The following is a 22,289-nucleotide window of genomic DNA, read 5'->3' as shown; positions in this document are numbered from 1 at the left end:
TTTTTTCGCAATCTTATGAGGAAAAACGTATACTTTCTTAGCAGCATATTTTTTCAATTTTATTTTTCCAAGTATTCTGAAAGTACATTTTTCCTTTTTTCAAAAATTCTATGCCTTCTGATCAAATTCAAAAAATTGCAGTTTTCAAAGGCAATAAAATTCGAAAAACCCTTCATGAAAATGAATGGTGGTTTGTCATTAATGACATCATCGAAACTTTAACCGATTCAAATGATCCCGCTCAATATTTTAAGCGTTTGAAAATGAGAGACAAAGAGCTTGAAAAACTCACTCACAAAGGGCAGGTACAAATTGTACCACCCCTTATGCTTGATATAGGAACAGAGGGGGGAATTCAGAGAATGTACTGTTGGAACACAGAAGGAATTTTTAGACTTATCCAATCCATCCCTTCTCCAAAAGCTGAACCATTTAAAAGATGGCTTGCGAAAGTCGGCTATGAACGGGTACAGGAAATTGAAGATCCTGAACTTGCGACCACCCCATTTTGTTACTTGTATTCATATTGCTTCCCAATTATCATATAAATATCAAGATCAATAACTCTCTCATATATGTATTATTCAATTGAAATCAATAATTTTAAAAGCATAAAAAATGCATCAATTGAACTTCCGTCTTTTGGTGCAGTAGTGGGTAAGAATGCTGCTGGAAAAACGAACTTAATCCAAGCAATACAATTTGTAAGGGATCTAGCGAAAGGAAAAACTGCTACAGATGCTCAAAAGGCAATAAGTCTTATTCCTCATGAACTTTTTAATTTCAATGATGGGAAAAACGAATTTGAGATAAAAATAATCCTAAACTTAAAAGACGAAAAAAAATATTTATTTTGTGTAAAGGTAAGCTTAATAAATGGTTCAACAAAACCCGCATCACTTTTCGTGGTCGAGGAGAAGTTATATGAAATAAAAGAAAACGGCGAAAAAGAGGTAGTATATTCTAGAGATAAAAATATTTTAAAAGACAAAAGTGATGGTACTATTCCTGTAGTTGTTGATATAAATAAACTCGCGCTTGCACTATATAAAACTCAAGCTACTGATTTAGTGAGAGATGTATTTATAAAAACTGTAATACCTAATATTGAACAAATAAATAATAGAGAATCTATTGCTCTCGGAAGTACTGAATCTGAATATGATAATCTCGCGAACATAATAGTGAATCTTCATCGTAATAATCAGAAAAACTATGATGATTTTCAAAAAATAATAAAAGCCCTTTTACCAAACTTTTCGTCTGTAGTTGAAATCCCATCAAAAACTGGAGAGGTAGCATCGCCTTCTGCGGAGAAAGAGAATTATTTAGTGGTACTTGAGGAAAGAAATTTAAAACAACAGCTTTCGATGCAATCAGTTTCTTCCGGAGATTTAAAAACTTTGTTACTCATTGCTACAGCAATGAGTATGGAAAATGATTCTATCTTGATAATTGAGGAAATTGAAAATGGGATTCATCCGAAACGTATCATCGAGCTTATAGAACGTTTAGAAAGAATATCAACAATTAAGACAATGCAAATTCTGTTTACCACACATAGTCCAATTGTAATCAATAGCTTATCGCCTCAGAAAATAGTATTAACAGATAGAGGAGCAGAAATGGGAACTCAATTTACTTTATTATCAAAAGTTGAACAAATAAGTGAGATAAAAAAATACTTGCAGGAAGGTGGGGGTTTAACAGACTACCTTTATACAAGTAATTATTGATAGTTATGAAAATAGGGCTTCTTTATGAAGGCGACTTCGACGAAAAACCTTTACAAATTATCATTCAGAGGATAATTGGAGAGATAAACCCGAATATTCGGAATATTGAATTTATTCTAAAACCTGCTCATGGAAGTATTAATAAACAAGTCGGAATAGCATTTTCCCTTTTTTATAGTGTGCATAATTGTGATATGGCGGTTTTTATTGCTGATAGTGATGGAAAACGGGATAAACAAAAGAAAATTAAAACTCAGGTAACAAAACACTGTATAAAAATTAAGCCTGACTCTAGAAACATTGTCGGTTGTCCAGATCCAGAATTAGAACAGTGGTTTTTAGATGAAGAAAATGCTATTAAAATAATATTCTCCTTAGAAAGAGAGGATGCATTGCCATATCCAGAGATGAGTCCTAAAGAGAGATTCCGAAGAATAATAACGGAAAATAACAGCGATATAACCACAACTCTGAGTGATATTTATGTTAAGAGTGCAGAAATCATGGATTTTAAGAAACTTGAAATGAGTAGCAAAAGCTTTGAAAACTTTTATGGTTCTTTTTGTAAGATTTCCAAAGTCATAAAACATATGTAATTTATTTTTTTAACCATGTCTCATCTTTTCAGACACATTATTCTCGGAATTCTCGCCAATGCGCTCGCGCTTTTTGTGGTGCAATATTTTTTAAAAGACAGCGGTTTTCTCATTGAGCCGGAGATAAAAGGTTTTATTCTTGTGGGATTTGCGCTCGGGCTTCTCAATACTTTTGTGCGCCCAATGCTGAAGCTCATAAGCCTTCCCTTTGTCATTCTTTCTCTCGGACTCTTTCTCATTGTCATCAATGCCATCATCCTCGGGATTGTGGAATATCTTTTTAATACTACGTTTCAGCAAAGTCTTGGAGTTACATTTCATGTGGGAGGCGGAATTTTCTCCTACTTTCTTGCAGCGTTTCTCCTCTCGGTTTTTAACTCCCTGACGCATTGGATTCTTAAGACAAAATAGAACACACTCATGAAAATTGCTACGTACAACCAAATGTTCGGGCTCAATGGAACTTCGTGCTCCAGAACACTTTTAGCCCATTTTACAGCGTATGTCCGAGGAAATGTGGCAAAAGTTGAGAGAAAGAGCGACATTATGAGAACAATTCAGGTAATTGAGGAGGCAAATGCTCACATTATTGGAATTTGTGAAGTTATTGGCAAGAAGCAGGAAGTGGAAATTGTCCGGGAACTCAGGAAAAATGGGTATCAATATTTTGCTATTGGAAATGGAAGAAAATCTCGTTATAAAAGATGGATTCTTAAGGGATTATTGGCCTCAAAAGATCCATACGAAATGGAAATTCTCGGATCGGGAGAATCTTTGGGATTTTCTCAGGAGGACGGAGAAGTTCTTCATGTATTTTTTCCAAAACAAAATTTCGATGTAATTTTTATCCATCTCCTTTTTCCGAGGGGAAAAATTCGCAAAAAAAGACATGCAGAAATAGTAAAGAAACTTATGGCTCATTTAGAGTTCGAGAGAAAAGGGAAAAATCTTCTCCTCATGGGAGATTTTAATATTCGCTACAAAACACTTGTGAAAAAATATCCATTTTTTCAAAGGTTTGTGAATCTTTCAGAATCTTTGAAGACGTGGAGTCCAAGAATTTTCACAAAAAAATTCCCCAGTTTTGATATCGATCATATTTTAGGAGATGGATTTCTCCTCAAAAATAATGGTCTTATTCATGGAGATTCGGATCATGAGCTACTTTGGGCGGAAGTGGAAGCACAAAACTAAAAGTACAAAAATATGTTTTGTGTTTTGTACTTTGTATTTTGTACTTTTTCTAGTTGCTCACAATGTGCCCATCCACAAATTCGAAGTCTTGAGGAGCAGTATTTCCTGAGGTTGCTTCTGAGGCTGCGACTGGAACTTTCTCGAGTCCCGCTGCCTTTTCTGACTCTTCTTTTGAAACTGATTTCTGGAGTCCAGATTCTGCTTGAGTGTTTATCAGAGCAGCGCTCGGAGCATCAGGATGGGTTTTATTCCAAAGCTGTAACACCTTTTCCTTGATATCTTTTTCCATTCCGGCAAATATTTCAAGGGACTGGAATTCATTCGGATTTTTAAATTGGAATACAAACATATTTCCCTGCGTTGTATCTTGTTTCCAAAATGTCTGAATCTGCTCATCGGTCAGACCTTCATGTTTGAGTGCTTCAATATCATCTGAGGACACAAGTCCATTTTTCTCATCAAATGCTGGAGAAGAAACAGTATTTGCGACGCTTTCCGAATTAACTGCGGATTCAATATCGCCGAGCACTCCTGTTTGAGTTTTTTCTTGTTCCGTGAAGTAAATTTCTCCTTCATTTTCATCCATTCCGCGGACACCTTTTTTGAAAACAAGTTCTGCTTTTCCAGACTCACTTTTCCCTGCATCCACAACGACGTGATCGCCTTGAACAAATTCGCCCATAATAATCGAGTCAGAAAGGGGATTTTCCACAAGACGCAGAATGGCTCTTTGAAGAGGACGTGCGCCAAATTCTGGATCAAATCCACCATTTTCGGCGATATGTTTCTTGGCGGCGTTGCTGATGTGGAGCGTAATATCTTTTTCTGCAAGAAGCTTTTTGGTTTTCGCGATCATGATGTCTACGATTTTTACGATATGTTCAATCGTGAGCGGTTCAAAGAAAATAACATCCTCAAATCGATTAATAAGTTCCGGTCTGAAGAATTGTTTCAATTCCGGTAATACTCTTTTTCGAAGAGAATCAAAGAATTTATCCTTTGCATCCACTTCTTTTGGCACTCCATTTTGATATGCTTCGGAAATAGTTTTTGAAGCAAGGTTAGAAGTACATACGATAATCGTATTTTTAAAACTCACGAGTCTTCCGTGATTATCAGTCACTCTTCCGTCATCGAGAATTTGGAGAAGAATATTGAATACATCAGGATTTGCTTTTTCCACTTCATCGAAAAGGACAATCGAATATGAATGTTTTCTCACCGCTTCAGTAAGTTCTCCGCCTTTTTCATATCCCACATATCCGGGAGGAGGTCCGAGAAGTCTTGAAACTGCGTGTTTCTCCATAAATTCACTCATATCAAAGCGAATGACGGATTCTTTTGTTCCAAAGAGATTCAGGGCGAGAACCTTACATACTTCTGTTTTTCCCACTCCTGTTGGTCCCATGAAGAGAAAAGAGGCAATGGGTTTCGTCGGATCTTTAATTCCGGCCCTGCTTCTTCTTACAGCCTGAGCGAGGGCATTAATCGCGATCTCTTGTCCGATCACATTTTTGTGCATTTCATCCTGGAGAGACATAAGTTTTTCTGTTTCTGATGTGCTGAGATTTTCGATGGGAACGCCAGTCCAACGAGAAATAATTTTCTGGAGATGTTCCGGCTGGATTTCATCGTGCGCTGTCGCTTTTTCATCACTAATCTTTTGTTTTTCTTCTTCGAGATTCTTTTGCTTTGCCTCAATAGCTTTTTCGAGTCGTGTAATTTCTTCAAGATTAATTACCTGTTTCGCTCGTTCTTCCTCTGATTTGAGCCTCTCAATTTCATGCTGAAGTTTCTTGATATTTTCCGGCATGGCAAGAGAAGGAATTTTACACATTACGCTCGCTTCATCGATGAGATCGAACGCTTTATCCGGAAGGAATCGGTCATTTACAAAACGATCTGAAAGTTTTACCGCAAGTTTGAGAATTTCATCACTAATTTTTACTTTATGAAATGCTTCGTATTTATCACGCACTCCCTGAAGAATTTCGTATGTTTCTTCAACGCTTGGTTCCGGAATAGTAACCGGTTGAAATCTGCGTTCTAAAGCAGCATCTTCTTCGATATATTGGTGATATTCACCCGTAGTTGTTGCGCCAATACAATGGAGTTCTCCCCTTGCAAGTGGCGGTTTTAGAATATTTGCCGCATCAGTGCTTCCTTCAGAAATAAGCGTGTGAATTTCATCGATAAAGAGAATTACATCTCCTTTGGAATTAATTACTTCCTTAATGACTTTTTGAAGACGTTCCTCAAATTCGCCTCGCTTGGAAGCTCCTGCCAAAAGAGAATTTATCGTCACCGCAACAATTCGTTTTCCTTTCAGAATATCAGGAACATTTCCGGTGACAATTCGAAAAGCAAGACCTTCAACAATGGCAGTTTTTCCAACTCCCGGTTCTCCGATAAGTACTGGATTATTTTTTCTTCTGCGAGCAAGAATATGAACTGTTCGCTCTATTTCTTGTGAACGACCAATGACGGGATCAAGCTTTCCTTCTCGCGCCTTGGCGCAGAGATCTTCTCCGAATTGATCGAGACATGGCGTTTCTCCATTTCCGGTGAGTACATCTTTTTCTTCTCCATGACCAACAACACTTTCTACTACTGAATCTGCAAGGTCCATTTCAATTCCAAATTTTTTGAGAGTTTGGGCAGCAACTCCTTCTCCTTCACGAATAAGCGCGAGAAGAAGATGTTCTGGATTTGTTGCATGATGATTATATTTTCTTCGCTCTTCGTCCGCAAAAAGAAGCGCTTGTTTCGCACGTGGCGAAAAAGTGAGTTTTTTCGGATCTTCCTTTCCGAGGTTTAATCTTTCGCGTACAAATTGTTCGAGTTCGTCTGGACGTACCTGGAATTTCTCAAACATCTGTTCCATAACCTGATCTCTTTTCATGAGAAGCCCAAGGAGAAGATGTTCGGTATCAATATCCGGCGCTTTAACCGTTTTTGCCTCTGAACCAGCAGCGATAAGCACTCTGCGAAGGCTATCAGAAAAATACTGATCTATTGCTGCACTCGATGCCGGAGCGCTTGAGCTTACTCGTGCTGTTTGAGGAGATGCTCCTTTTCCTGCAGAATTTGTAGGAGAAGTTGGATTTCCAGACCTTTGTGACGACTGCTCTGGCGTATTGTCGCTTTTTTTGGAGAAGAACATAGATCAAAGATAAAATGTATTTTTGTGTTAAAAATGGAATTTCTCTAGAGTTTCATAGCATTCTATCACATTTTTGAAGATTTTGGAAGGGGAAAGTGCGTCAATTACAAATTACGCGATCTTATTTTCATCATCCTGAGAAATAGCCGTAATATTCTCTTCTTTTTCCTCTCGTTCAATTTCTTCCTCAATATTTATTTTTTTTGGATTTGAAGCCGATTCCTCTTTGTCATCATCCGCAGAAACATCTGGAAAATTCTGAGCTTTTGTATTTTTTTGATTTCCACCACTTCCACTTTTCTTCTTATCCTGTGGATCAGAATTGTCATCATCGGGTGCATTCAGATCTTTTTCTTCTCCCTCGTTTCTCAGCGCTTTTCTCTCGGAACGTTTTTCTCCAGATGTAGCGGAAATGTTTGTATTCAGATTTTCCTCAAAATTTTCCCCAAATACTGGTGAAATTTTCTCGCTTGAAATAGATTCAATTTCACCCTCTCTTTCGAGTTTTTCTTCTGTTTCATTTACTCCTAATTGTCCTTTCGATTCGGCTCGGTTTGGGGGTTCGTATTCTCCGGAATTTTCACTATCTTCAAAATCAAGTTCTTCATCAAATGTCTTCATCTTTTTCTTTTCATGCGTTCTTTCAACGTAGAGATCGCTGTCATCTTCCGGCTCGCCTCCGGTATCCGGAGTATCTGATGGAGAAGCTAAATCGAGAGCTGCTGCCATTTTTGGACCATGAGTTCCCTGTGGCGCATCAACTTGTGGTGGACCTTCTTTTCCGAGGGCTTTGAGTTTCTCCTCTTTCTTCGCGTTTTGAGGAGGAATGTCCGGACCTTTTTCAGGCACTCCATCTTCTGGTCCTTTAGGAGAACTTCCTGAAACCATTTTTTTGAGAGCGTCTTCTCTTGATTTCTGGGTGACTTCCTCAGCGACAGGACTTTTGGAGACAAGTCTTTCTTTTTCACGCTCCAACGATTTTGCTTTTTGCTCACTTTCAACTTGTTCACGAATATTTGCGTGGCTCACAAGCGAAGATTTTTCAATTTCTTCGTGAGCTTTTCCGACAGCAGTTTTATGTTCTGGAGATGATATATCCGGAGCAGTTTGCGTAACATGCGTTGTCCTTCTTTCTGTCGCAATGACATCTGCGTGAACTTTTGCATTGGCACTCACATCTGCTTTTGCCTTTACATTTGCGGTAATATCAGCAGTAGCATCGATTTTTCCTATTGCTTTTATGGCAATCGTATCTCCCCGTTCTGCGCGTTTCTGGATCTCGCTTACGATACGATCTTTTTGCGATTCCATTCGGGCAGATTTCATATCAACTGACTTACTCAGCGTTTGTGATGCCTGGAGAATATTCAGAGTGTTAATAAGGTCTTTTGTACTCGTAGTTTGGTGCGTACTTGTTTCCGTTTTGGTGGATTCTCTCGTTCCTGCTTCTCTTGTAACTTGCTGTGTCGAAATCTGATTATCCTTTTCAGTTTCTTTTCCTTGTGAATCGGTATGAGCCACTACAGTTACGGGAACAGGAGGCATGTTCGTCAAGTCTGTTTTTAAGGTTGGCATCTCGCTCAGTTCTGTTTTTATTGGTTTTTGGAGTTCTGGTTTTTGTGGAGGTTCTTGAGTCGGCGTAACTGTAAGTGGTCCTTCTGGAGTAAAGAATTTTTTCTTTTTTTCGAAAAATTTTGCACTGAGTGTTGGCATTTCTCCTCGAATATATCTCGTGAGCCAGAAGGGGAGAATTACTGCCATATAGAGCATCATGAGTGCAGAGATATATTTCATCACCTCTCGTGGCGTATTTAAATAGCCCGAAGTAACTCCGGGAGCGGCGACATACAAATTTGTCGTGTTGGGAAAGATGAGGCTACTCGGAGCATTGTATGCACTTTCAAGTGGTACTCCGGTAAGACTCCAGATATTCACGACTATATATAGTGTCATCGCGAGAATTGGTCCGATAAGAAGCCATCTTGCATAGAGCCATACCCAATATCTGAAAAGGAATCTCGTCGTATTAAAGAGCGCAAGTACGAGAAGGAATGGGGAAAATATGAGGAGAAACCAGAGAATTACGTATCTGAAAAGCAGGATCATGGCGATGAGGAATTGTGCAATCGCGCCGAGCCCGATGAGTGTGAGATTGAAATATGTTCGTTCTTGAAAACGATCAATAAAAAGATCATCTTTCATGACAAATTTACTTTGATCATTTACCGTCAGATCATCTCCAGTTGGATAATCTTTTGAAACGTAAATCGTTTTTTGAAGTCCAACAAATCCTCCGTAATCGATATCGTACGCGGAAAGAATATCAGATGCCGAAATTCGTTTTGTTTTGAGTGAATTTCGAAGAGCATCAAGTTGGGTTTGAATTCGTGTTCTCTCTGCATCAGAAAGACCAGGCTTAGCAAGTTCCCCTCCGTACACTTGTATCGCACTTTGTACTTCACTATCGCCAGCTTCTTGTTTCACGAGGAGTGTTCTCTGGAGAATATTCGTTCCATCAACGAGAAGACGAGTGAGAGGAAGTGCAAAATATACACAAACTCCTCCAATCACAAAAAGAATGACCATTCGTTTCAGTTGTTCTTTGGCAATGATCATGGAAAAATTCCAGAGAAGTGCGATGATAATAAGCGCGAGAATGAAAAATCCATTCACGATATTGAGCGCTTTATTATAGACAAGCGTGATTTTTTCATTTCGAAATCCAGTTTCGTCAATCGCGAGAGCCCAGTCGAGAAGTGATGTCGTTCGAATTGCAAAATTTCCCACCATCGTCACGAGTTCACTGACTTCCGCATTCACTCCTTGCACGAGCGGATCATCAATGGTTGCGCGAATAACCGGCTCACTTGCGTCAGAAAGAACGATGAGATCAATTTTTGCATCACCACTTGCTTCACAAAGTCCATTCTTCATGATCGGATTTCCAGTAGTTTTATCTCTTACAATTTCTCCCTTTTCATCGCGCATTTCTACTTGGCATCCATATCCGAGAATTTGGTCTGGATTTGTCGTATCTATTTTTTGCGGCTCAAGAGGTTTGGCGATGGAGGTCGTTATTTTCCCTTCAGTGGCCAGAGAAAGATAATTCTGATAAATTCGGTATGGATTATCCGGCATGATTTCCGAATTCACAATTTGTTTTTCAAATTCATCATATTCTGCTTCTGTACTTCCTCCGCAAAAAGGCATAATTTTTGGAACTTTATTGGCAACCAAAATTCGTTCATCGATGATTCGGACTGGAGGAACAATAAATTCTCCCGCGAGCATTTGTTCGTACACATTCACTTTTTTGTCTTTTATGATTTTTTCCGGAATATCTGGATCTGGATTTGGCCACTCAAAATGACATTCAAGTGGAGTGTCTCTGAGTTTTAAAGCTCCAAGAGCCGGATCAATATCAAGACCGTGCGTTTCTGTGATTCCAAGAGGAGTTCCCGCCACCACATCAGTTATCGTTATTTTGATCGGGTAAATACTGCTCGTCCATTCATCCCCGTCATACGTATTTTTGTGCACATGAATTTCTACATTTCCCGCAAATGCAAAACCATTTCCAAAAGAAAGGAAAAGCAGAAGTGAACCAAAAATGTATTTGAGAATAGATTTCATTTATATATTTGTTTTACTGTGGGAAATTTTTAATTTAAAATTTTGAAATTTTTAAATAAATCTTAATGCCTAATTTTTAATTTCTAATTTTTTTTTATTTTTGCCGTGTTAAAAAAGTTTTCATCTTTAGAAATTAAGATTTAAAAATTAGAATTTATTTAGTCCCGCATTGCGGGATAAAATTTCAAAATTAAAAATTCTCCTCCTTTCTTTTCTTCCTGAACAAAATCCCAACTCCCAAAAGTGCCGCTATGACAACTCCTCCGAGAATATACAGAAGAGAAGATCCAGATGCCTCAGAAACTTGAGAAGGAGTCGAATTTTGCTTTGGATCGGTATTTGTCTTTGGAATCGTAGTTGAACCTTCATTTACATATGTACTTCCAATATTGTCTTTTTGAAAGGGAATTTCGACGTATTTTTCATCTTTCTGAATCTTCAGGGTACTGCCTTCCGGCGCGTTAAACACGACATAATTTCCATTCTCATCGGATTCAAACTTATTGAGGAGTTTTCCGCTCGAATCCAAAAGGAGTATTTCAGCATTTGGATCAGTTTTTCCTTCAGCCTGAAGTCCCGGAAGCACTCGTGCTTTGAGAGTATCGGGAGTTCCGTCATCCTTGAGAATATCTCTTCCAAATTGATCATATGCTTTGAGGAGAAGTGTATGTTCGCGAGCTGGATTCACTGTTCCTACAGGAAGAAGAAAACTAAAAGCTCCTTTTGCGTCGGTATTTCCTTCCCAGAGTTTATCGTCATTTTCGTCCTCAAGAACAAGTGCAGAATATGGTCTATGAAATCCTTGTCCGAATACTTGGCTTTCCTGCCAGAGCACTACGAGTTGCCTCTTATTTCTCTGTTCAACTGGAATTTGTCCTGCTGCAGATGCAAGAGTGAACTCTGCAAAGCACATCAGCATGAAACTGATGACGAAGATGCCGCGAAAAATATGTGAGATTGATTTCATGAGAAGACAAAAGAGATCAAAGTATTGAAAGAAGATTTCCATTTTCATCTTCAGCTGTGTACGTTCCCAGAGGAACAAAGAATGAAAATTTTCCCTGGGGAGTGGCGATTTTCTCGTCAACTATATTCCCTGTACTCGCATTCTTCAAATACACTTTTTTGTTCGGCGGCGCATTTTCTCCTCGCACCGTTGGATCAATTGGAATGTCATAGTGGAGGATTTTGTCAGCAATCAAAATATTTTCGAGCGGATCTCGGCAATAGACATCCGTATAAATTCCATCACCGTTTTTCCGAATGTTTTCGCATTGTCCTAAAAGTGCTTTTGTTGGAAAAGTATAGGTAGTATTTTGATTATTATTGATGGAAAGCACTTCGAGAACGTATTTTCCGGGAGCGGCGAAGAAGCTGAAAAATCCATCACTTCCCGTTTCTTGAATAAGTTCGTATGGATTTTCGACTCCTTGGCGATTGATGGACAGTCCCGAAAGTCGTACTTCTGCATTTTTCACGGGTTCTTTTGTCCATGAATCATATATGGTTCCGTACGGTTCGGTTTCAATATTGAGAAGTGGGGGAGTCATCGCAAGCGCCTGAGTCTTAAAAAATGATGCATCACGATTTGCTCCCAGATAGAGCGCATTATCATCCTGACTGGAAGCAAATTTCGTATCATCCGAAAGGTATGTTGCAAAAATAGAATGCATTGTTGATGCTGGATTCAAACTCAAATACGAAACATCTGGGATTTCAAAAACCCCATTTTGATCTGCTTTTGCGGTCATTCCTCTCATTTCTACTTCTATTTTTGCATTCGTATATTCTGGATATGTGGCTTCTCCATTTTCTATTTTTATTTCCATTCCTCCGGTCGGTGTTGTCGCGGCAAAAAGATATCCCGCATCATTTGTTGCACTTTGAAGATCAACAGGAACTACACTTTGATCTTTTCCATCGATTGTATTCATTCGTTGAATTTCGAACAGACTGAAATAATACGTTTTTGAAGGATCAAATTTTTTCCCATTGTCATCAATGATATCTGTGAATGGAACGGTAATTTCAGTTATTCTGGGATCACTGATCGCAAGATCAATTTTATGGCTTACTTCCGGATTTCTCGTGACTCCGAGATGCTGTAAATATGGATGATCAGATTCCGATTCATCTGCCACGTTGTACCAAATTTCGTACGTTTCAAAATCATCGACGAGAACATATTCGTTGTGAATTGCGTATTTCCCTGATGGAGGCTTAAAACATGTTGGATCACAAATGGGACTTGGAGGACACTCTCCCGGATCAGGCGCCGATTTCGTGCCGCCTTCGCTTGCATTGTCATCTTTACCTTTTGGAGGATCTGTTTTTTCTTTTCCAGCACGAGCAGCAATTCGTACATAGTCATTCCAGTCACGGAAAGTCTCTCTTTCTGCAATCCTTTCCCTTTTTTGCTCGACAAATGAAATTGGAGGATGATGCGGATTTTCTTCTCCATTCACCTTCACTTCCATCCAAAGAATAAATTCATAAATTCCTTTTGGAAGAGGCATTTTATAGTCAATACTTACGTTCGGATTGTTCACTTTGTTTCCTATTATTTTCCCATCCAGATCTTGCCAGAAATATGTGTATCCGACATCATATTCACAAGTGGCATCAACCTGTACTGGAACAGGATAATTAAGACATCTGTCTGCTCCAGGGGGGCACTTTCCTGTGTTTAAATCACAAGCTAGATTCCAATGTTGTATGTATGTACATGAAGTAGCGTAATCATAATTAACAGCTCTTCCACTTATAGAGTGTTCTGTTGAATGAATATTTTCTGCACCTTGAGGAACTTCGTTTGGAGGTATTAGTTCAGGAACAAAATTACGAGGATTTTTTTTGTTATCAATAAATGAAAGAGTGACTTCTTTATTTCTCTTCACGACTTGTGAATAATCAATTTTATTCTCATCATTTTGAAAATGCGGGACCTCAGTCTGTCCATCCATATTTCTAATGGAATTTACCGCATATGTTCCCTGCTCAAGATAGTTAAATACTGGTCTTGGATTCCACGCAAATGTAATACTGTCGCCAGAAATTTTGTCGATATGAAAATTCGAAATTTCTTCCGGCATCGGAGTCGTAATATACGTCGATGCAGTTTTATTTGGACCAACTGTTCCCTGAATATCAAACGTAGAGTCAATTGGCTTATGCTTTTCAATGAGCTCTGCAATCGCTTTACTTTCTTCTTCGGCAGTAATAGCAATTTCTTCTCCTCCTTTTGGTTTTGTAATAGTTCCGTAAAGAGTTTTTTGAGAATATGTGAGCCCTCGATCTTCAGCCGCAAAAATTGGTGCGGAGGCAGAAAATGTAATGAGAACAGCCAGAGAGAGAGAAAGGAGTTTTTTCATTGAGTGGGAAATTTTTAATTTTAAATTTTGAAATTTCAAAATAAATATTAATGTCTAAATTCTAATTTCTATTTTCTATTTTTTTTGTTTTTGTCGTGTTTGTTTTTGAAAAGTTTTCATGTTGAGAAATTAAGACTTAAAAATTAGAATTTATTTAGAAATTTTAAATTTCAAAATTAAAAATTATTCAAGTGATACAGAAATAATATCCGAAAGCACTGCTTTTCCCGTCGCTTGATCTTTTTGAACTTCGACTTCGACTTCCTCAGAAAGAAGATTTTTTCCGAACTGATCCAGAATTTTTGTGATGACATATTTTCCCGGAGAAACATAAAAGCTGAAGTTTCCATTTGGCACTGTCCAAGCAGAATCAATTTCTTTTCCTCCTTCAGAAAGAACCACTTTCATGCTTTTTTCTCCTCCGATAACATTTCCTCGAAGCGGAGCTTCAATCGGAATATCGCGATGTTGAATTTCTTTTCCGACTTCAATCGGAAGATTTTTTTGGCAATAAATATCGGAAAAAATGCTGTCCGTCCCACAATTGAGATTTTTTTTATTTTTAATATCATCATCAGAAATTGGTGGATATGAAGTACTCGGATACACAAAGTTATTCGTCCTTCCATTGACTTCAAGAACATCGAGAAAATAGATTCCCGGTTCTACGAGAAATGAAAAAAGCCCATCATCCGATGTCTTTTGCACAGATGAAAATTTCTCTTCAAAGCGAATGAGATTTCCATTAAGTGCTACGTGAACATTTGGAACAATCTGTTTTGTGTGAAAATCGAATACAACTCCATACGGATCTACTGCCTGAGTAAAACTGACCGCAGAAGAAACAAGAGTGTTGATGTTAAAAAATGTTTTCTGAACTCCTTGAGAACCGAGAAAAAATGTAGAACTTTTATTTGAAGTTTGCCTCGTATCATCAGAAGGATATGTTCCCGTAATAAAATGATGCACGGCAAAACGATTCATTTGCATTTTTGGAATCGCAATAATTTCATCTCCATTCACTCCTGTTTTGAGTGTTCCATTCACATCACTCACAATCGGATCATTTGTGTATTCTCCTTTCCTCTCATAAATTTCCCATTCTACTTTTTCCGGAGATGGAATTTGCCTTACTGCTTTTCCCGAAACAGAATCTTGAGTAAGCGGCGGAACATAGACTTCATTCGTTGCGGTAATCATGTGTCCGAGAATACTTGGACACGGTTTTGTTCCTCTCCATTCTGTCACTGCATCGACAAAGCAGTGATCTTGAGAAACGGGAGCTTCAGTGTCAATCGGATTTGTAATAAATTTTGGAAGTTTGATTTGTCCGCCTTCCCGAAGTTCAAAAATGGAAAAATAATATCCCTTAGTGGGATCAAGTTTCCCTGGATATTCATCGTACTTAATTTCATCTTTTTCGAGTGATGGATCTTTGATGACTTTAAGAAGAATACTATTTTCTCTCGTCACGCCTTCTTGGGCTAAATATTTTGATTCTTCTAGAGCGCGAAGTTCATACTGATCGAACGCATCAACGAGAACAGTTTTATCTTTGATCGGATAAAATGCGTAGGCAAAATATGTCGTTGTATCAACAAATTTCTTTTTTGCACGTGCGTAATTGGAATATGTGAAAACGTACATGGAAGAATAGGAATTTTGTGTGATATTCGGAAAATATTTTCCTGGGGAAATGATTTTGTCTTCCCAGAGTTTTTCTAATGGCATTTCTGGAACAGGGTCAATGTACGGTTTATAAGCGTCAGGATTATCAACAAAAAGCTTGTGATATTCAATTTCTCTCAAATCAGTTGTGAGAAGTGGTTTTGGTCCTGGAGTTTCATCAGGATTTTTTTGAGGAAGCGGTCCGCGTTCATAAAGCCAGCCTCCGGGAGTGTATTCCGGTTGGCAATGCGACTGATCTGTCGGGCAATCACATGGAGAAGGATTACTTGGATCATTCGAACAGTTCGCATGAGATACCATAAGATCACCAAGATGAAGATCATGCACAGCAAAAAGATTATCTTCATCAGCGGCAAGACCGAGAGAAGGATCTTTTACGACAAGTGTTTCTGGTTCGCCTGCCTCTCCCAAGGCTTCTGGAATATGGCAAATAGGAATGGTGTCAGTTTCTATCCTTCGAGAACACTGTGGATGAAGCAATAAAGTATTATTATCAATTTCGTAAGATAATGTCTGGATATTTCCACCACGATCAGTCCACGTGTTTCCTGGAAGCGTAAGATCTATTTTTGCTCGCTCATCTCCCTGGACTGCTAAATGTGGTTTTACAATTTCGTGGTAGACCGTAAATTTTTTGGAAAGTTCACAGTTTTGCGCACTCGGAACATTCCCGTCTGGACAAGGTCCATTTATGAGGTCATCTGGGTCGGTACTTGTTGGTATTCTTCCGAGTTCTTCTCCGTCTTTGGGAATGCATCTCGTCTTGAGCATTTCACAAGTTGTTCCCACGTGAGAAAATTGTTCATCTGCATATTCCTGAGTAAAGAGAGTCCGTGGTCTCCACGAAAGTTCAACCTTGTTTGGATCAATAATTTTCCCATCAAAATTCGTAATCACCTCATCAGAGTTCGTATTTCCATCTGTTCCGGGAACAAGTGCCCAAGCGTAGAGATTAATAAATTTCCCCTGCTCAGCGGTGCCATGAATTTCAAATGTTTCCTTGTCTGGCCAAATTTTTGGGTCGACAAATGGATTGATGGTAATGGGAGAGCTCGGATTTGGCAGGCTGACGTGCACATACTGAAGTTTCTCTTCTATTTCAACAGAATAGGCAGGAGAAGCGAGAAAAATTCCTCCGCACACAGCAAAGATAGCGAGTATTCCGACAATGTTTTTTTGTGTTTTATGAAAATGCATTTCGCTCAGACAAATTTTAGAGTACAGAATTCCCTCTATTGTACCAAAAATAGTGGCAAAATACAATCTGATCGCCCTTTACTGCATATGCTTTTGAATAGTTTTCCTTACAGATTCGATCTTCTTTTTTACCGCTTTCTGAAGAGGTTTTGACCTTTTCTCGATATTTTCTACGAGAGATTCGAGCTCAGTTCGAGCCCTCTCAGAAAGTTCCGATCCATGTTTTTTGGCAATTTTCAAAAAATCACTGAGCTCAGCATTTCCTGAATCAATAAGACTTCGTACTTCTTTTCGAGAAAAAAACTTTTGCACTTCGTCACTCGCATCTTTTGATGCCGCAAGAAGTTCCTTTCCAAAAGTACCAAGTTTGTCGGAACTCCTTGAAAGCTCTCTTCTGAGCTCAGAGCCTTTTTTTGGCGCAAAAAGCATCCCGAGAGTAATGCCAGCGAGAACACTTGTAAGAAATCTCAGTGGTTTTTTCATGGAGTAGGGGATGAAGTGGGGGAAATAAGCGAATCAACCATGTATTGGAGATCCTGAAGAGAGGCTTGTTCTGAAGCAATGAAGCGGAAATGTGATTTTCCATCTCGCGGAAGCAGAATCTCACGATCAGATTTTATTTCTTTTTCTTTTGCACCGTCAAGAATTTCGATTTTTAGGACAGCATTCGCTTCTTTGACGGGAGCAGAAGTTGTAAATGCCACCGTGGAAATGGTGCCATTCACACCTCCTAAATTCGCATAATAATAATTTTTTGGATATCCTGCGGAAAAATTATAATACGTACTTTCATAGAGGCTATAGCCTGCTTTAATGCTTGTTTTTTTCTGCCCTTCTGCTGAGAAAACATCTTTTGCCTTTCCTGCCTGAAGGTTTTGTCCTGTTTGAAGCTTCCAATCTGACTCTTCGCCGGGAACAAAAAACGCTTTTTCTGTAAGAGAAATTTCAGGTCCAGACGCATCATACAAAAAAAGTATTTTTCTTTTCATTGTTGGATCTTTGGAGTTCACGTACTCCACAGATACTAAGTTCCCCTCAGAAAATTCATAGAGTTTTATCGTCCACAGAGCGCCTTCTGGAGCTTTTTCTGGCGATAAAGAAGAAAGATTTTCCAAAATATATTTTTGTACTTTTTCCTTTTCCGCATCGGTATTTACATTTTCTGTTTTCAGTGTTTCTTTTAGAGCAGGAAGAGGCTCTTCTTTTTTAGGAGCACTTTCTGGAGGAGGAACTGGTTCTATTTTTTTCGGAGTCGGCTCAGGAGTCTTCTTTTCTTCTTTTTTGGCCACTTCCTCTTTTTTAACTTCTTTTGGAGGATTCTCAGCTTTTACACAAATTCCTTTTGATTTGGAATCGTCTCCAGAAAGTTCACATCGAAATCCCTCTACACATTTGAGTCCAATCTTACCGCCACATTCACCAGCTTCTTCACGAACAGAAGCTGAGGAATTTTGAGAAAATTTCAGAGAAAGAAGAACATCATAAAAATCTGATTTTTGGTCATCATTTCCAGTAAAGTGAATGACAATAATTTCGCTTGTAATGGGAATATATATATCAACTTTTGTAGAACCGCGGACAAACCTGAATGCTCTTTTTTCTCCAACAGAAATTTCTGTTCCGCTGCCCTGCTCAGTAGCATACATAATCGCTTCAGGGCTATTTGAAGGGAATTTTTGAAAAGTAACGATTGGGTCTGTTTCTTTTTTGTTTATGAAAAGAGCGAGTTGCTGATCTTCCTCAAGATAAACCCACTTGGGAGGGAGAATAATTGAAAATGCAAACTCTTGAGAAGTATATGTTGTTTCTTTTGCCGAATTTGGAATATCCAAAAAGTCGATTGTGTATACTTTTAAATTCGGAATGGAAGCGCCTTCAGGTGTTTCTTTTTCTCCCTTCACTCGAACTTTTCCTTCATCTCCGTACTCATCGAGATCTCCATATTCAAAATCAAGAGTATAGAGATTTTGTCCCTGATCATCCGTGAGAAAATATGTTTTCTTTCCGAGAAGCACATCTTGAGATGCGACGCCAACAATATTTCCCTCTGCCGTTACAATTTCTGGTGTATTTGATATCTCTTCTTTTGGAGGGGTTTCAATAATCCGATCATCGAGAGAAAATGGCTTATCTCGACCAAATAAAGCATTAATATTGCATGAAGAGAGAACCCCTAAAGATGTAACAAGAACAAAAAAAAGAAATTTTTTCATAGACAAAAACAAAGATGCCAGGGAATTCTCACACAAACAAAAATATTTTTCAATTTCCAATTTTTTGAAGTTTCGGGCAAACTTTCTCCATGAAGACAGATTTTTTACTCCTCGGCTCAGGGATTGCCGGTCTTTCCCTTGCTCTTAAGCTCTCAAAACTGGGAGAAGTTGTTATTCTCACGAAAAAAGTTATTACTTCCGGTTCAACTGGTCTCGCTCAAGGAGGAATTGCGGGCGTGAGAAATCCTCAGGAAGATTCACAGGAGAAACATTTTGAGGACACGATGAAGGCGGGATCATATCATAATTCAGAAAAGGCAGTTCGACTTCTTGTAACCCATGGCGAAAAAGCCCTTAAGGATTTGGAAGAGTGGGGAGTCCATTTTGATTTTTCACTCCATCGCGAGGGAGGACACACCTATGCGCGAATTTTTCACATCGCTGATGAAACCGGGAGAGTTGTTCAGGAGATTCTTGCGGATGAAATACGAAAACATAAAAATATTCAAGTCATTGAAAATGCGTTTGCACTTGATTTGCTCACATCCAATGGAGAAGTGTATGGAGTTCAATATTTTGCTGATGGAAAAGAATCATTGTGTTTTGCACAGAAAACAGTTCTTGCCACGGGAGGCGCAGGGCAGATTTACGAAAAAACAACAAATCCGAGCATTATTACAGGAGATGGAATGGCGATGGCTCTCCGTGCGGGGGCGCTCCTAAAAGATCTCGAATTTGTTCAATTTCATCCTACAGCTCTTGATATGCCTCGAGATCCGATGTTTCTCCTTTCTGAAGCTCTTCGCGGAGCAAGTGCAAAAATAAGAGACGAGAATGGGGAGCAGTTTGTGGATGAAATGGCTCCACGTGATCATGTTGCACGGAGTATTTTTCAGAAGCAAAAAATCGGTCATCATGTTTTTCTCGATTTTCGCCATGAAAATGAAGATGTTCTCAAGAAAAAATTTCCTATGATTTTCGAAAATCTCCTTTCTTTTGGAAAAAACTTAGCAGATGACCTCATTCCAATTGCTCCTTCTGCACACTTTTTTTGTGGAGGAGTAGGAACGGATATTTTTGGCAAGACCAATCTCAAAAATCTTTCTGCAGTTGGCGAAGTAGCGTGCACCGGAGTTCATGGGGCGAACAGGCTTGCCAGCAACTCGCTCCTAGAAGGAGTCGTTTTTGCAGACCAGATTTTTGAAGACTACTCTTCAGAAAAGAATATTCTCCGAAATCGAATGCACCCTTCGGAAAAAGAATTTCCTCCCGTTTCTTTTCACCCCGAAACTCCTGAAGACAGAAGAATTCGGAAAAAAATCCAATCACTCATGCAGCAGTGTGTTGGCGTTGTGAGAAAAACCTCAGAAATGGACTTTGCTCTCAGAGAATTAGAAAAATTCACTCCCGAAGGAACTGAAACAAAAAATATTCTTCTCGTGGCGAAAGCCATTGCGAAAGCTGCTTTTTCGCGGAAAGAATCACTTGGCTGTCATTTTGTCGAGAAATAGGATGGAGGACCAGAGATTTGCTTTTTTTTATGAAACGCAGTAGAATAGTATGAAATATATACACATAATCAATGACGAATTTTCAACTCATCGAAAGAGTTCTTCTCCATCAGCCAATTGCGGCATTTTTTAGTATTTTGCTCGTATTTGTGCCAATTTTGGTGTGGATGTATATCTTTAATCAAAAGGGCAAGCAGAGTAGAAAAGTGATTTTCATTACTTTTCTCGCCGGAATATTCTCCGCGATTATCATGTTCATTTACCAATACTTTTGGGAAATGAGTCTTAATTTTGGCTTTTTTGAGCTCAAACCAATTAATTTTCAACAAAATTTTGCAGTACTTACTCGTGAAAAATTTTCATCATTTGCAAGTGTGGGCATTTTGTCGATATTCGCTGTTTCCATGTCGATTGGATTCATTGAAGAATACCTGAAACACTGGGTCGTAAAAAAAGCAGATCATAATTTCTTTAATAGTGTGGATGATATTATTGAGTGTTCCATCATCGCAGGACTTGGATTTGCTTTTACAGAAAACATTATTTACCTTTTTCGAGAACTTTTGTATGGCGGGATAAGCGATAAATACTTCTCCCTTTTCTTTTTGCGTTCGATTTTTGTGGTTTTTGTGCATATTCTTTGCTCCGGAATTTATGGATATTACTATGGAATCGGATATTATGCAGGACCAATCCTTCAAGAAAAACGTATGGCGGGAAGAGACAAAATAATACCAGAGATCCTTCATCGAATTATTCATCTCAAAAAAACTCGAGTTTTCCATGATGAAATGGTTGCTCTTGGGCTCATTATTTCGACACTTATTCATGGAATTTTTGACTTCTTTATGTCGGCAAACTGGACACTCGGAGGACTTCTCGGGATTGAGTCGCTCGATAAAATTGGAGTCCATACTATTGTCCTTCCTCTTTATCTCGTCATTGGATTCAATTATCTTTCTTATCTTCTGGATAAGAAGGAAGATCACAAGAAATTTGGACATCTCGTTATGAACGAGGAATACGTGAAGTAGAGGAGGATGAAATGCTTTCAGAAGAATTTTACGACTGATATGCGTTTACGGCTGCGCCGACGGCATAGCCAATAAGCGCTGCAAGAGTTGCAAAAATAAGCATTTCCATTCCTGCTCTCAGCCAATTTCTTTTGGAGTATTTTGTGGTGTAGACTCCGAGGAGAAAAAGTCCAATGAGAGTGAGAAGAATTGAAAGAGAAAGTGCGAAACTTAATTTTGTTGAGAATACATAAGGGAGAAGGGGAACGGCTCCTCCAAGAACGTACGCTCCCGACATAAAGAATCCTTTCTTCCAGGGATTCTCAAGGCTTTCAGGAATGATTTGAAGTTCTCGATATGCCATTTCTTTTAAAATAAGATCTCGATTCTGTGATGCGACCTCGGCCATTTGTTTTGCAAGTTTTGGCGGCCATCCATCCCCCGTATACATTTCCACGAGTTCTTCACGCTCTTCGTCCAAAAAGTAATCTATTTCATATTGTTCCTCATGTATCGTTCGCATGGAAATATCAATCTCGGATTTATTCGATAAATATGAACCAATGCCCATAGAAATAGATTCGACAGCAATAATGACGAATCCCGACAAAAGAACTATTGAGTGATCTTGTGATCCAGTAGCAATACCGGTGATGGCTCCGAGAGTTGACACCATTCCATCTTCCATTCCGAATACTATTTCTTTCATCGTGGAAGCAATTCGTACTTTTGATCGATGTTGAAAATCCGGTTTTTCGAGTTTATGCATTTTCTCAAAAGAACATACTTCCATTGTATTCTTTTTTTTTTGAGAAAAAAAGAAAATCGGAGAATTCGTACATTCTAAAATTATAAGCACCACCCTAGAGATAAAATAAGTTTATATTTTATTTCTAGACATGAAACAAGTTCGCAAGCCAATCAGCTTCAAAGAGCGAGAGGAAATAGAGAGGATGTTAGAAAAGAAAAAGTC

15 protein-coding genes are annotated in these 22,289 nt (G+C 38.7%); 7 read left to right on the top strand and 8 right to left on the bottom strand.

Going from position 1 to position 22,289, the window contains the following annotated elements; all coding sequences use genetic code 11:
- Positions 1-110: 110 nt before the first annotated feature.
- The 5 genes from HZA38_04500 to HZA38_04480 are packed head-to-tail and all read left to right on the top strand — an operon-like array spanning position 111 to position 3,526.
- Complete coding sequence (locus HZA38_04500) at positions 111-548, top strand: Bro-N domain-containing protein (protein ID MBI5414747.1); 438 nt, start codon at positions 111-113, stop codon at positions 546-548.
- A 27-nt stretch (positions 549-575) separates the two neighbouring features.
- Positions 576-1,736, top strand: a complete 1,161-nt coding sequence (locus tag HZA38_04495) for an ATP-binding protein (GenBank protein ID MBI5414746.1) — start codon at positions 576-578, stop codon at positions 1,734-1,736.
- Between the two features lie 5 nt (positions 1,737-1,741).
- Positions 1,742-2,332, top strand: a complete 591-nt coding sequence (locus HZA38_04490; GenBank protein MBI5414745.1) for a hypothetical protein — start codon at positions 1,742-1,744, stop codon at positions 2,330-2,332.
- A gap of 15 nt (positions 2,333-2,347) precedes the next feature.
- A complete protein-coding gene (locus tag HZA38_04485; protein ID MBI5414744.1) occupies positions 2,348-2,743 on the top strand; it encodes a phage holin family protein in 396 nt (131 codons plus the stop codon).
- Between the two features lie 9 nt (positions 2,744-2,752).
- Positions 2,753-3,526 carry an endonuclease/exonuclease/phosphatase family protein gene (locus HZA38_04480; protein ID MBI5414743.1) on the top strand — a complete coding sequence of 258 codons (774 nt, stop codon included), beginning with the start codon at positions 2,753-2,755 and terminating at the stop codon, positions 3,524-3,526.
- A 49-nt stretch (positions 3,527-3,575) separates the two neighbouring features.
- On the opposite strand, the gene HZA38_04475 is transcribed toward HZA38_04480, so the two are convergent.
- The 7 genes from HZA38_04475 to HZA38_04445 all read right to left on the bottom strand — a co-directional run bounded on the left by HZA38_04475 (position 3,576) and on the right by HZA38_04445 (position 18,792).
- A complete protein-coding gene (locus HZA38_04475; protein ID MBI5414742.1) occupies positions 3,576-6,689 on the bottom strand; it encodes an ATP-dependent Clp protease ATP-binding subunit in 3,114 nt (1,037 codons plus the stop codon).
- A gap of 111 nt (positions 6,690-6,800) precedes the next feature.
- Positions 6,801-10,322: a hypothetical protein gene (locus HZA38_04470; protein ID MBI5414741.1), complete on the bottom strand. Its 3,522-nt coding sequence runs from the start codon at positions 10,320-10,322 to the stop codon at positions 6,801-6,803.
- Between the two features lie 190 nt (positions 10,323-10,512).
- Positions 10,513-11,289, bottom strand: a complete 777-nt coding sequence (locus tag HZA38_04465; GenBank protein MBI5414740.1) for a hypothetical protein — start codon at positions 11,287-11,289, stop codon at positions 10,513-10,515.
- 16 nt (positions 11,290-11,305) lie between these two features.
- Entirely contained in the window at positions 11,306-13,693 is a 2,388-nt protein-coding gene (locus HZA38_04460) for a hypothetical protein (protein ID MBI5414739.1), read from the bottom strand.
- A 183-nt stretch (positions 13,694-13,876) separates the two neighbouring features.
- Positions 13,877-16,579 carry a hypothetical protein gene (locus tag HZA38_04455; GenBank protein ID MBI5414738.1) on the bottom strand — a complete coding sequence of 901 codons (2,703 nt, stop codon included), beginning with the start codon at positions 16,577-16,579 and terminating at the stop codon, positions 13,877-13,879.
- Positions 16,580-16,657: 78 nt separating this feature from the next.
- Positions 16,658-17,062 carry a YtxH domain-containing protein gene (locus tag HZA38_04450; protein ID MBI5414737.1) on the bottom strand — a complete coding sequence of 135 codons (405 nt, stop codon included), beginning with the start codon at positions 17,060-17,062 and terminating at the stop codon, positions 16,658-16,660.
- Positions 17,059-18,792 carry a hypothetical protein gene (locus HZA38_04445; GenBank protein MBI5414736.1) on the bottom strand — a complete coding sequence of 578 codons (1,734 nt, stop codon included), beginning with the start codon at positions 18,790-18,792 and terminating at the stop codon, positions 17,059-17,061. Before HZA38_04445 ends, HZA38_04450 begins: the two co-directional genes overlap by 4 nt.
- Before the next feature lie 89 nt (positions 18,793-18,881).
- Between HZA38_04445 and nadB the strand changes: the two genes are divergently transcribed.
- Together nadB and HZA38_04435 are read left to right on the top strand one after the other, a co-directional pair.
- The gene (gene nadB, locus HZA38_04440; protein MBI5414735.1) at positions 18,882-20,303 is read left to right on the top strand and encodes an L-aspartate oxidase; all 1,422 of its coding nucleotides are present in this window, start codon (positions 18,882-18,884) and stop codon (positions 20,301-20,303) included.
- A gap of 71 nt (positions 20,304-20,374) precedes the next feature.
- On the top strand, positions 20,375-21,337 hold the full coding sequence (locus HZA38_04435; protein MBI5414734.1) for a PrsW family intramembrane metalloprotease: 963 nt from the start codon (positions 20,375-20,377) through the stop codon (positions 21,335-21,337).
- A 28-nt stretch (positions 21,338-21,365) separates the two neighbouring features.
- On the opposite strand, the gene HZA38_04430 is transcribed toward HZA38_04435, so the two are convergent.
- Entirely contained in the window at positions 21,366-22,085 is a 720-nt protein-coding gene (locus HZA38_04430; GenBank protein ID MBI5414733.1) for a VIT1/CCC1 transporter family protein, read from the bottom strand.
- Positions 22,086-22,289 lie beyond the last annotated feature (204 nt).

The organism is Candidatus Peregrinibacteria bacterium, from assembly GCA_016220175.1.
GTDB lineage: Bacteria > Patescibacteriota > Gracilibacteria > CAIRYL01 > CAIRYL01 > JACRHZ01.
Note: the sequence above shows the minus strand (reverse complement) of the source record. Positions and strands in the feature narration are given on the sequence as shown.